General features: G+C 64.0%; 7 protein-coding genes. 4 read left to right on the forward strand and 3 right to left on the reverse strand.

Annotated features, from left to right (window positions below):
- The 4 genes from ACILRF_RS01945 to ACILRF_RS01960 form a co-directional block, all read left to right on the forward strand.
- On the forward strand, window positions 1–1,726 hold a 1,726-nt coding region (locus tag ACILRF_RS01945; RefSeq protein WP_395670581.1), incomplete at its 5' end, for a penicillin acylase family protein.
- 104 nt (window positions 1,727–1,830) lie between these two features.
- Complete coding sequence (locus ACILRF_RS01950) at window positions 1,831–3,579, forward strand: acyl-CoA dehydrogenase (RefSeq protein WP_395670582.1); 1,749 nt, start codon at window positions 1,831–1,833, stop codon at window positions 3,577–3,579.
- Window positions 3,580–3,643: 64 nt separating this feature from the next.
- Complete coding sequence (locus tag ACILRF_RS01955; protein WP_395670583.1) at window positions 3,644–6,064, forward strand: TonB-dependent receptor; 2,421 nt, start codon at window positions 3,644–3,646, stop codon at window positions 6,062–6,064.
- Window positions 6,065–6,179: 115 nt separating this feature from the next.
- Window positions 6,180–7,343 (forward strand): serine hydrolase domain-containing protein, encoded by a 1,164-nt coding sequence (locus ACILRF_RS01960; protein ID WP_395670584.1) that lies wholly within the window; start codon window positions 6,180–6,182, stop codon window positions 7,341–7,343.
- Window positions 7,344–7,436: 93 nt separating this feature from the next.
- Here the strand turns inward: ACILRF_RS01960 and ACILRF_RS01965 are convergent, their stop codons facing one another.
- From ACILRF_RS01965 to ACILRF_RS01975, 3 genes are all read right to left on the reverse strand, one after another.
- A complete protein-coding gene (locus ACILRF_RS01965) occupies window positions 7,437–8,726 on the reverse strand; it encodes an MFS transporter (protein WP_395670585.1) in 1,290 nt (429 codons plus the stop codon).
- Window positions 8,727–9,280: 554 nt separating this feature from the next.
- A complete protein-coding gene (locus ACILRF_RS01970; protein WP_395670586.1) occupies window positions 9,281–11,932 on the reverse strand; it encodes a TonB-dependent receptor in 2,652 nt (883 codons plus the stop codon).
- A gap of 297 nt (window positions 11,933–12,229) precedes the next feature.
- Entirely contained in the window at window positions 12,230–12,565 is a 336-nt protein-coding gene (locus ACILRF_RS01975) for a hypothetical protein (RefSeq protein WP_395670587.1), read from the reverse strand.
- Window positions 12,566–12,640: the final 75 nt, after the last annotated feature.

A 12,640-nucleotide genomic window follows, 5' to 3' on the forward strand; every position in this document is an offset into this window, starting at 1 on the left:
CCAGGCCAGCCTGCCCATTCACGCGCTTCCCGAAGAGGTGGCGCCGCCGGCTCGGATGGGCGCCAGCCGCGCGTTGGCGATCGGAGCTTCGAAGTCGGCGACCGGCAATCCGATTTTGCTTCAGGCCACCGCCGACGGCCCGGATATCCACATCTCAGGCGGTGGGTTCGACGCTGCGGGTTACACATTCCCCTCGATGAGCCCAATCGCGCAGGGGCGTACACCCTACAACGCGTGGAGCCTGACAACCGGCGAGAGCGACCTGGTCGACGTCTTCGCCGAGAAGATCAACCCCGACAATCCGCGCCAGTACCTGCACAAGGGTGCGTGGCGGAACATGGATGTTCGTCGTGAAACGATCCAGGTGAAGGGCGCGGCGCCTGTCATCATCGAGGTCGAGCGGACGGTGCATGGCCCGGTCATCCGTCGTGAAGCCAAGGAGAACGTCGCCTACTCCGAGCGGAATGTCGGCTGGGGTCAGGAGTTGCGTGGTCTCTCGAACTTCATCGATCTGAGCCGGGTGCGCAACCTTGCCGACTTCCAGAAGACGGCCTCGCGGTCACCGGGATCGTTCAACTGGAACTACGCGGGCGTGGACAAGCATATCGCCATGATCCACAGCGGTTACCTTCCGCTCCGGGCCAACGGCGTCGATCCCCGTCTGCCGACGCCGGGAACCGGCGAGTACGACTGGCAGGGCGTTCAGCCCGAACTGTCGGCGATGGTCGATCCCAAGCAAGGCTACTTCCACGCCTGGAACAACAAGGCGACGTCCCAGAGTTTTTACGGCGACAGCGCGCGATACGGGAAGAGCTTCCGCACTTGGCTCGGCCGAGCCCTGGTGGAGGCGGACGACAAGATCACCTATGCAGAGATGCAGGAGATCCATCGCAAGATCGGCCGTAGCTCCGGCGGTGCGGACCTGACGGTAACCAACCCGAAGTTCTTCACGCCGTACCTGCGCACCGCCGTCAAGGGAGATCCCCGCCTCGAGGCCGCGGTCGCGGCGATGGACAGCTGGAATGGCATCTACGAGGACAACGATGCGGACGACTATTACGACAGCGTCGGCCTGACCGTTTACCGTAAGTGGATCGACACCGCTCAGCGCTCCATCGTCGGTGACGATATCGATAGCTGGTGGACTGACGTCGACACCGCATACATCAAGTATCGGACCGATGTCCTGCTTCGGGCCGTGGAGGGCTCCGATGCGGGCACCCCAGTGACCTACGACTGGTTCAACGGCGTCGACAGAAACCAGAAGCTTCGAGAGACTGTCGCCGCCACGGTGAACGCGCTCGAGACGGAATACGGATCGGCCGATCCGGCAAAATGGCGACACCGCGCCTTCTACCGATATTACGATGCGGCCGCTCTGACGCCGGACAAGCCCACCCGACGCGGCGGCGCCGGCGCCTCTCGGTTGGGCGGCGTCAGCCTGATGGCCGGGCCGCTTGGCTTGCAACCAGCCGCTGTCCCGGACAATGGATCGGAGGGCTGGAACATGCTGGTCGAGGTCAAACCCGCAGATCCGACCTTGTATGACTCCACGCCCAGCGGGGGTCAGAACCTGACCATCACCCGCGATGGCAAGGGTAATCCCAATATCGCCGATCAGGTACGTCTGCACGAGACGTTCAGGTTCAAAGCCGTCTCGCTCGATCCGAGGGTCGTGAAGGACGAAGCGGTCTCGACGACCCGCCTCAAAATACCCGCGAAATAAACGTCGCAGCGCCGGCCATAGCGAACCGTCAGGAGGGGAGGCCCTCCTGACGGACGTGAAGCTGCGCGCGCACCACCACTGTTTGTTGATTTCTGGAGAGCCCGATGAGCTTCCGAGCCCCTGTCCGTGACTTGGAATTCGCTCTGGCGAATGCGGGCCACAATGAGCTGCTCGCGGCGGCCTACCCTGAACTGGGTTTAGACACGGTCCGCAGCATTCTTGAGGCGGGCGGGGCGTTCGCTGAGGGTGTGATCTCTCCGCTGAACCGGGTGGGCGATACGCACGGAGCCACCTATGCCAATGGCAAGGTCACGGCTGCCCCCGGCTTTCGCGAAGCCTACAAATCCTTCGTCGACGGTGGCTGGTCGTCCCTTTCCAGCGATCCTGAATTCGGGGGACAAGGCCTCTCGAAAGCCCTCGATTTCGCTGTCTTCGAGATGATGAGCGCGGCGAGCATGGCGTTCGGGCTTTGCCCGCTTCTCACACAAGGCGCCATTGAGGCCCTGAGCTCCCACGGCACGGAGTTCCAGAAGACCGTCATCTTGCCGAAGCTCGTGTCGGGTGAGTGGACGGCGACGATGAACCTCACCGAGCCGCAGGCCGGCTCTGATCTCGCAGCGGTGACCACCCGCGCCGTTCCGGATGGCGCCGGAGGATATCGTCTGACCGGCGAAAAGATCTTCATCACGTGGGGCGACCACGACCTCACGGACAACATCTGCCACCTGGTCCTCGCGCGGACGCCCGACGCGCCGGCCGGGGTGAAGGGCATCAGCCTCTTCCTGGCGAGCAAACACCTTATCAACCCCGACGGCTCCCTCGGCCCCCGGAATGACCTGAGGCCGGCCTCGATCGAGCACAAGCTCGGTATTCATGGCTCGCCTACCTGCGTGATGCTGTTCGAAGGCGCCCAAGCGGAACTTGTCGGAACGCTGAACAACGGCTTGGCCCACATGTTCGTCATGATGAACGCGGCCCGCCTCGGAGTGGGAGTGCAGGGCATCGCCATCGCCGAGCGCGCCTATCAACAGGCGTTGGCCTACGCGCTGGAGCGTAAGCAGGGCGCGGCGTCTCTGGCGACCGACGGTGCGGGCACGATCTGGGATCACCCGGATGTTCGACGCACGCTCCTGCTCATGAAGGCCAAGATCGATGCCGGTCGGGCCCTCTATATGAATGCCGGTGTGCTGTTCGACATGGCGCGACTGAGCGCCTGTCCGGAAACCCGTGAGGCAGCGCGCTCGCGGCAGGAGTTGCTGACCCCGATCGTTAAATCCTGGGGCTCCGATCTGGGTGTGGAGGTGGCGTCTCACGCCGTCCAGATGCATGGAGGAATGGGTTACGTCGAGGAGACCGGCGTGGCTCAGCATCTGCGTGATGCGCGCATTGCCCCGATTTATGAGGGCACCAACGCAATCCAGGCGATCGACCTCGTAAGGCGAAAACTGCGCGCGGACGACGGCGCCGCGATGCGCAGCCTCTGCGCCGATATCCGGGCGACGGCCGACGACCTCGTGAACAACCCTGGACTTGCCTCCGTCGGCCTGCGGTTGCGACGGGCCGTGGACGCGCTCGAAGGCGCTACAAACTGGATCGTCGGGCGCAGCAGCGTGGAAAGCCTCGCCGCCGCCAGCCCTTTCCTCAAGCTCGCCGGCGATGTCGCGGGCGGATGGCTGTTAGCCCAACAGGCTTTGGCCGCCGGGACCGGCGAGACCTCCTGGCTCCGCAGCAAGCCAGCTATCGCTCGGCTCTACGCCAGTCAGGTCTTGGCCTGCGCCCCCGGTGCCGCCGAGGGGCTGATCGAAAGCCACATCGACCTCCAAGCCGTATCGGCCGACGCCATTGCGGCCTGACGAGCCGCACTGCCGCTGCGGACAGAACTAGGCGGCGAAGCAATCAGGCAAGGGAAGAATCGAGATGAATGGGATCCTCAATCACCGCCCTTCAACGGATCGCCGTCGGCTTAAGGCCGCTCTGCTCGCTGGGTCGGCCATCGCCTTCGCGCTTGGTGAGGCGGCCGTGGCTCAAGAGCGCCAAGCTGCCGCAGCCAACGACAGCGCTCAGGTCCAGGAAATCGTCGTCACCGCCACCCGTCGCGCGGAGGTGCTGAGCCGCGTGCCGATGAGTGTCGCGGCCTACAACCAGGAAAGCCTGGACAAACGCGGCATCCGCCAGATCGACGATGTGATGCGGTTTACGCCGGGCGTGAACATCTCGCGCTTCGCCTCCACCGGGGCGACGCTCAGCATCCGCGGGATCGCCTCGAGCACTGGTGCGGGCACAACCGGGATATACGTGGACGACACGCCGATTCAGATCCGCTCGCTTGGCAGCCAACCTCGAGACGCCATCCCGAACCTGTTCGACGTTGAGCGGGTGGAAGTGCTTCGCGGTCCGCAGGGTACGCTATTCGGCGCCGGGGCGCAGGGCGGCGCCCTGCGCTTCATTACGCCGCGTCCAAGCCTCGACGGCGTCGAGGTCTACGCTCGCGGTGAGCTTGCCTTCACGGACAACGGCGCGCCGAGTCATGAGGCCGGGGTGGCCATTGGCGCCCCAATCGTTGAAGACCAGCTCGGATTCCGTATCAGCGCCTATTACCGCCGTGACGGCGGGTTTATCGATCGCGGCCCGTATCTGGCCGGGTCGGTGAGTCCGCAGGACCCGTATGTGGGGCGGGGGCAAGTCCAGCAGATCCAGCGTAAGAACGCCAACGACTTCGACACCTATGCATTCCGCGCCGCGATCACCGCGCGCCTGGGCGATGCCGTTACCGTCACGCCGTCGTTATATTACAACCGCTCGGTGGCCCACGACATCAGCAGCGCCTGGTATATCCTGAGCGATCCTGGCAACCAGAAATTCGTAACTGGCAACAACCGGCCGGAAACCAACAAGGATCGCTTCTATCTTCCGGCCCTCAACATCGAGTGGGACCTCGGATTTGCGACCCTGACTTCAAACACGTCGAAGTTCATCCGCAATGACGACGGGGTCTACGACTACACGACCTACATTCTGCAGAACTTCCCGGAGAACCCGAACCCAAGCAATCCGTTCGGCGTTTTCGATAAGTATTATGCCCTCTCGGACCACGACCCGCACAACTTCAGCGGCAACAATCAGAACAATTTCAATCAAGAAATCCGCCTTGCCAGCAACAATCCGGATTCACGTCTCACGTGGGTGGTCGGCGCCTACTATGCCAATGCTCGCCAGTCCTCCTACCAATCAGCGCGTGACACCTATTTCCCGGAATACTTCGGCATCTCCAACGGTCCCCTGGACATGGTTGTTTATGACGAGGAATTGATCGCCCATGACAAGCAACGCGCGATCTTCGGGGAAATCACCTGGGAAGTGATCGACGGCCTGAAGATCACAGGCGGTCTTCGCTACGCGAAATCCTCGTTCGATTTCAGGGGCACCGTCGCCGGCCTGGTCGCGGGCCCGACCGGGTTCATCGAGAACGAGGGCTCTCAATCCGAAAAGCCGCTGACGCCCAAGTTCAGCGTCCAATACCAATTGGACGAGAACAACCTCGCCTACTTCACGGCAGCGAAAGGCTACCGGATCGGGGGCTCTAACCGCGCCATTCCCGAGTCCCCGGCCTGCGTCGCCGCGCTGGCGTCGATCGGGTACGACGAAGCGCCGACGGCGTACAAGTCGGACAATGTCTGGAGCTACGAAGTCGGCAGCAAGAACAGCTTTATGGATGGTCGCGCCCGGGTAGCCGCGGCGGCCTACATGATCAAATGGACCGATATCATTCGCAACGTGCCCTCGCTTGGGGTGGGCTGCGCCTATGAGCTGATTGCAAATCTTGGCGAGGCCACCAGTAAAGGCTTCGAACTTGAAAGCACGCTCGTCGTGACCGATGGACTGACCGTCGGGCTGGCCGCGGGTTACAACAACATCGAATATGACGAAACTATTCGGCTGCTCGGCGCGCCGGAGGATCTGGTCCGCGAGGGGCATACCCTGGGCGGCTCCCCGTGGACGGTTTCGGCGAACGTCTCTTATGATTTCGACGCCAGAGGCATCCCGGCCTATTTCCGCGGGGACTATACCTATCGATCGGTGAACAAGGCTCTTACGCCCCAGCGTGATCCCACGTTCTCACGCCTTTATGACCCCACGGTCGTTCTCGGCCCGTCGTTCCACGACGTTCGCTTGCGCGCTGGCGTGCGTCTGGACAACGGCGCCGATGTCTCGGTGTTCGTCAACAACCTGCTGAACCGCACCCGCGTTGGCTTTGGCGGCAGCCGCCTCGGCCCGCTTGATGAGTTCATCGCGCCCCGCCCGCGGACGATGGGCGTCACCGCAACCTATCGCTACTGACGGCAGCGTCGGCGCAGGAGAGGTCCTGCGCCGATGTTCGTCTCTCCGACCTTAGCCTGATCGCCGTTTTAGACGGTTGGTCGCTTGGCCGCAAAATTCAGCTTGGAGATGCGTCATGCTCCGCCTGACCTTAGTCATGGCTCTCGCCCTCGCTTCTACTGCCGGCGCCCAGCCGAGGCCCAACGCGGCGACGCGTCTCCCCGCCCCCGAGCGGATGCTGTTTTGGTCGCCGGACGAGCAGGAAATCGCCTTCAAGAGTTTTGACCGTCTTTACGCCTCGCGCCCCGTCGCGGCGGGGCAGGTTGTCAGGGCGCTCCCGGCGGGGAAGCCGTTGGATGTCGCTTTTACGGTCGCCGGGGTCACCTATGACGTCGACGCTTTCATGCGCGACAATCGCGTATTCGGGCTCTTGGTGCTGAAGGATGGTCAGGTGCGGGCCGAGAAGTACGCACATGGTCTTAAATCCACCGACCGTTGGACTTCCTATTCCGTCGTCAAGTCCATGACCTCGACGCTTGTTGGCGCAGCATTGAAGGAGGGCAAGATCCGGAACTTGGACGAGCCGGTCACGAATTACGTGCGCGCGTTGAAGGGGACCGGTTATGAGGGCGTCACGATCCGGCAAGCGCTCAACATGTCGACGGGCGTGCGGTGGGACGAGAATTACCTGGACCCGAACGCGGACATCAACGCCCTCGTCCGCTTGCTCGCTGAGCGCCGGGCCGGTGGCCTGACACGATACGTCGCCACGTCGCCCAAGGCCTGGGAGCCGGATCGCAAGTTCGACTACAACACCGGCGCAACTCATGTTCTCGGGGAAGTCGTCGCTGCGGCCACCGGCCAGCGGCTGTCATCCTACCTCTCCGAAAAGGTCTGGCGGCCGGCAGGGATGGAGGCGGACGCCGCCTGGACCTCGGACGGCGGGCAGGAATTCGCCGGTTGCTGCCTGAACGCCCGCCTGCGCGATTTCGGGCGCTTCGGCCTGTTCGCGATGAACGACTTTCGCGGCGCAGACGGCGTCTCGATAGTCCCTGACGGCTGGTTGCAGGAGGCCCGCAAGGGGTCACCCGCCTCGAGCGGTTACGGCTACCAGTGGTGGATCACCTCCGAGAAGGCGTTCTCGGCCATCGGCGTCTTTGGCCAGATGATCTTCATCGATCCCGATCAGAAGCTGGTGGTGGTGTTGCTGAGTGCGTTCCCGACGCCGTCGGAGCGCGCCTACGCCGCTCGATCACGGGCCTTTGTCGCGGCGGTGTCCGCGGCTGTCGCGGTGGAATGAGCCCTGCGACAGGGGCTCGTCATGTTCCAGGCTTCTATATCTAAGATCGCCCGCCCAAGCTGCGATGCCTGGGCGGGCGGAGCTCAAGCATCCTTAGAGGTCTGAGCGATAGGTCTCGCGCAGCAACGTGACCGACAGCAGTGATATCGCCGCAGCTGCCGCCATGTAGATCGAGATCGCCAAGCTCGTGCCGAACCGGGCCAACAGGGCCGTCGCGACAAGTGGAGCAAGTGCGCCGCCCAGGATTGCCCCGAGCTGGTAGCCGAGAGACGCACCGGAATACCTCACTTCCGTGCTGAACAGCTCCGTGAAGAAGGCCGCCTGCGGCCCGTACATCATGGAGGTGAAGATCTGCGCCGCGCTGATGGCGACGATGATCCAGATCAGCTGTCCGGTGTCGATGAGGGGGAAGATGGCGAATGACCAGAGCCCAAGCAGGGCAGCGCCGGCCATGAAGATGCCCCGTCGGCCAAACCGGTCCGATAGCGCGCCGCTGAGGAAGATGGCTGGGACCATGACGATGCTCCCGACCAAAACGCCGAGCAGCATCGTGTCCCTCGAAATCGGCGGGCCAGACGCGCGGCTCGTCCCGTATGCGACGGTGAAGGCTATGAGTATGTAGAATGCGACCTGTGTGCAGATGAAGGTGCCTGCCGCCAGGACGACCTGCCTGGGGTGGCTCGCGAGCACCTGCAGGATCGGTGATTTGGTCCGCTTCGGAACAGCGCTTTGGTCGCGCGCCTTCGCTTCAGCGGCGTCCTTCAAGCGGCGAAACGCCTGCGTCTCTTCAAGGCGAAGCTGGACGTAGAGCGCGACCCCGACGAGCACGACGCTCAGGATGAATGGAATGCGCCAGCCCCAGGTCAGGAAGTCATCTTCGGAGAGCGTCGAGCTCGCCACAAGCAAGGCGAGGTTCGCGAGCACAACACCCATGGGAACGCCCGCCTGGGCGAAGCTTCCATAAAGACCCCGCTTATTCGACGGCGCACTTTCGGTTACGAGCAGCATGGCCCCGCCCCACTGCCCCCCGATCGCCAGGCCCTGGACGAAGCGCAAGGCGACCAGGATGGTCGGCGCCCAAAAGCCTATGCTCGCGTAGCTGGGTGTGAGGCCGATCAGCGTGGTCGCCGCGCCCATCATGATCAGAGCCGTGACCAACGTGCCTTTACGGCCCAGGCGATCACCGAAGTGACCGAAGATCACCCCGCCTACCGGCCTCGCGAGAAACCCGACGGCGAAGGTGGCGAACGCTGCGAACAGCGCGACCAGGGGGGGCAAGTCGCCGGCGAAGAAGAGTTTGGGAAAGACGACGGCGGCCGCGACGCCGTAGAGAAAGAAGTCATACCATTCAATGCTGGTACCGAGCAGCGAGATCGCGGCCACTCGCCGGATCTCCCGCCCGCCTGTCTCCGGCGAGCCGTCGGGCCCGCGAGCGCTCGAATTCATTCTTTATTCCCGCCCGTTTTAATTGGCGCTGGGACCAGTGGCGCCCGCGCTCAGCTAAATTCGTAATCGAATTCGGGACACAAACAACTGTTTGGTTGGTGGGGGCTCTGCGAGGCAAGACCGCGGATGCCTCTTCGTGACCTTAGCTTACTGCGGAACGCCCGTTTTTCGGTCCCCAGCGACCACCGCTTCCCTAGATCGAGTCCAACAGCGCATGCCTCGCTGCGCTATAGGCGACGAAAGATCACAACGGCCACACTGGGTCTGCTGCTTCTGTAGCGCTCCCCAGCTACCACCGCTCCCCGGATCGATGGGGACCGTTCGGGCGGGCCGCGGTGGGCACGTCGCCACGAAATCCACAACTGAACGATTGTACGCGGCCGTCGCGGTCTCGCCGGCAATCCGTGCTGCCCGGCTACCGCGGGACAAAAAAGAAGCCCCACGGTTTCCCGTGGGGCTTCCGGAGCGTCCTTGAGTGGACTTGCGTCAGGTCAGAAGCGTTGACCGAACCGCGCGCCGAAGAACTGCGGCTTGATCGGGAAGGCTCGGGAGGAGTCCGAGCAGATCGCGATCGCGCAGAAGGTGTTGCGGGTCAGGATGCCCCGCTTGTCGAAGGCGTTCTGCAGGAAGACGTCGAACGTCCAGTTGTCGCGGCTGACGCCGGCCGAGAAGTCGAAGGTCACGAAGCCCTTCGTATTGCCGAGCAGCGCGTTGTTCCGGACGTTGAGGTCCTGGGTCGCCCCGGTCTGATAGAGCGCCGCGCCCTGGATGTAGGCGCCATAGTCGCGGAACTCGGTGTCGTAACGGACCGAGCTCGTGCCCTTGAACTTGGGCTGACGCGGCAGGCGGGTGCCCGCCTCGGCCGCGACCTGTGACGTCGGCGGCTGGGTGCCCGGCACGAACTGACCCGGCGTACAGGAGGCCAGCTGGGCGATCTCCATGGACGCGGGGTTGAACGCGAAGTTGCAGAAGTTCTCAGCCAGCTTGGCGTCGTTGTAGGCGCCGGTCGTCGACAGGGTGAACTTGTCGAGCTTCAGGTCGGCGTCGAACTCGAAGCCCTTCACCCGCGCCCGGCCGGCGTTGCCGGTCATGAGGGCGCCCTGCGTGCCGGCGACCACCACCGTGTACTGAACGTCGTCCCAGTCCTGGATGTAGGCCGAGGCGTTCAGGCGGAAGATGCCGTTCCAGGTCGTCTTGAAGCCGAGCTCGTAGTTGGTCAGCGTCTCGGACAGATAGGGGTCCACCGAGGCCACGCCGACGTTGCGGATCCGCAGCGGACGGTTGAAGCCGCCCGGCCGGAAGCCGGTCGAGTAGTTGGCGTAGACCATCTTGCTCGGGGTGATCTGCCAATCGAGGGCGATCTTGTGGGTCTCGCCCTTTTCGTCGTAGCGCCCCTTGCGGTCGGCGACGGCGAAGTTGGTGTTGACGCACTGCAGGCGCTCGGCCGGCAGCGGCACCGAGCAGCCGGCGGTGCCCGTGCCGCGGTCGTAGGACGTCACGGTGTTGCGGGCGGTCGCCGCGATGCCGACGAAGCCGTCGGCGACGTATTCGGTCCAGAAGTAACGGATGCCGGCGGTGAGCTTCAGCGTCGGGGTGATGTTATAGTGACCCTCGGCGAAGAGCGCCTTGTCCTTCCAGATCTGGTCGGTCTCGATGACGTAGTAGGCGTCACGGCGCACGGCCGGCGAACCGAGCACCATGGTGCCGCCGCTGGTCGTCGGAATGCCGAAGCCGGCCGGGTTGCTGTCGCCGCCGCCGGACTGGGTGAAGCCGGCGATGTTGGACAGGCCGTGGACGGCGTAGTCGTTGTCGTTGCCCTGCTTCATCCACTGGTAGAAGGCACCCGCGGTGATGTCGAAGGGCCAGGAGTCCGGCGTGGTGATGCGGAATTCCTGGGTGAACTTCGGCCGGCGGGATTCGGCGGAGTAGAACTGGGTCGGGTTGATCAGGGTGGTGCAGCGCAGGGCCGCGCCGGTTCCCGTGCACCCGGCCTTGTCGAAGAACTGCAGGTAGTTTTCGTAACCGGGGCCGAAACCGTCATAGGCGACCGTGTAGTAGGTGTAGTCGTTCAGCGTCTTGGTCTTGCGCTGATGGTAGCCCGTCGCGGAGACCACGTCCCAGTCGCCGATGTGGCCGTTGATGGTCAGGGCCGCCTGGTAGAACTTGTCGTCTTGCCGGGTCTTGTCGAAGTCGACGACTTCCAGGTCGCCGACCCGCGGATCGAAGCCGAAGTAGCCGTTGGAGACCTGCCGCTGGGCGGTGATCTGCGGCATGACACTCCAGCCCTCCGCGACCTCCCACAGCAGAGCCAGGCGCCCGCCGTATTCCTTGACGGTGTTGTAGTCGTCCTTGGCGATCGCCGAGTTGTCGAGGGTGAACGAGGTGGCCGGGTTATTGTCGCCCAGGTTCAGGACCGACGGACGGCCATCGGCGAAGCGGCCGTTGTTGTCGACGTTGTCGACGTAACCGCCTTCGCGCCGGTAGTAGGCCATGGCGCGCACCGCCATCCGGTCGTTGACCGGCAGGTTCACGAACGTCTCGAGCTGGCCGCCGATGTCGCCCTTGCCGTACTTGTTGGCCTCGACGTTGTAGCCGCCCTCAAACAGGCCGATCTTCGGCTTGTTGGTGATGAAGCGGACCGTGCCGCCGAGCGAGCCGGCGCCGTAGAGGGTGCCTTGCGGACCCGACAGCGCCTCGATGCGCTCCATGTCGTAGACGTGGATGTCAGGGATGCCGGCGCCGTTGGCGGTGATGCCGGTGCCGGTGATCGGGATCTCGTCCAGGTACATGCCGACCGAGCCGTACTGGCCGCCGGCCGGAACGATGCCGCGGAAGAAGGTGACCTGACGGCCCGGGCCGAGGCCGGCGAAGGACACCGACGGCAGCAGGGTTACGAGGTCGGACAGGCCCTTGACCTGGCGCTCGGCCAGGGTATCGCCACTCAGCGCTTGGATGGCGATCGGCACCTTCTGCACGCTCTCGGAGCGACGGGTCGCGGTGACGACGATTTCGCCCAGCGCGGTCTCTGGCGCCTCGGCCGTCTGTGCGAGCGCCGATCCTGCGAAGCCCAGGGGCGTCAGGACGGTGGTCGCCGCCAGCAGGCCTATCAGTCTCCGGCCCTTGGAATGGGTTGTGCCGATCATCTGGAAAATTCCCCCTACTTTCTAATGTTTAGTCAGCCGCCCGTTGAGCTTGGTGTCCAGGCCGGCAGATCACCGCTTTCGCGATATCTCCGCCCCGCCCAAGGCGCCGAATATGTCATCGAACGTTCATAGCGCAGAAGACTGCAAGCCGCGCTGCGTCGGAAGTTGATTTTCAGGGTCGGGTTGGTGTCGATCCAACACCGGTCGGCGGCGATCGACGCATTGTCACCACCCCGATTGTCCCGCAGGCGAGCGGGTCGTGCGGCCACGACCTGTGGTGGGCTCGTTGGCCCGCCCCTAGGTTCCGAGCATCAGGTACCAGGCCACGGCGAGCAGCACGGCGATGCCGATTCCCAGAAGTAGCGGCAGGGTGACAGGCGCGCCGGTCTTGAGCTGGGCGTTGGGCTGGAGTTCGGGGGTGGCGGCGTTAGGGGTCGCGTTGGCGGGTCGTCCGCTCTGTTCGGCGGCGCGGGCCTGCGCAATTAACCCCGGATCGGGGGAGACTCCGCCGGCCTCTTCGTCGGTGCCGAGCGGCGACATGGCGGGATCGAAGCCGCCGACCTTGTCGCCGGTGGCGCCGCTGTTGATGTCGGCCTTCACTTGCGCCGTGGTGGCGCCGGAAGTCGGAAGCATCGCCTCATCCGTCTCTGCCGGGTCTGGGACAGGGAGACGTGATGACGCCGCGGCGGGTTCCCTCGGCCAACATCT

This window comes from Phenylobacterium sp. (assembly GCF_044236515.1).
Lineage (GTDB): Bacteria > Pseudomonadota > Alphaproteobacteria > Caulobacterales > Caulobacteraceae > Phenylobacterium.

Bases quoted from the DNA above. Each gene is read 5' to 3' on its own strand.
- ACILRF_RS01950 (WP_395670582.1), top strand. From the start codon at position 1,831: ATGAGCTTCCGAGCCCCTGTCCGTGACTTGGAATTCGCTCTGGCGAAT.
- ACILRF_RS01955 (WP_395670583.1), top strand. From the start codon at position 3,644: ATGAATGGGATCCTCAATCACCGCCCTTCAACGGATCGCCGTCGGCTT.
- ACILRF_RS01960 (WP_395670584.1), top strand. From the start codon at position 6,180: ATGCTCCGCCTGACCTTAGTCATGGCTCTCGCCCTCGCTTCTACTGCC.
- ACILRF_RS01970 (WP_395670586.1), bottom strand. From the start codon at position 11,932: ATGATCGGCACAACCCATTCCAAGGGCCGGAGACTGATAGGCCTGCTG.
- ACILRF_RS01975 (WP_395670587.1), bottom strand. From the start codon at position 12,565: ATGCTTCCGACTTCCGGCGCCACCACGGCGCAAGTGAAGGCCGACATC.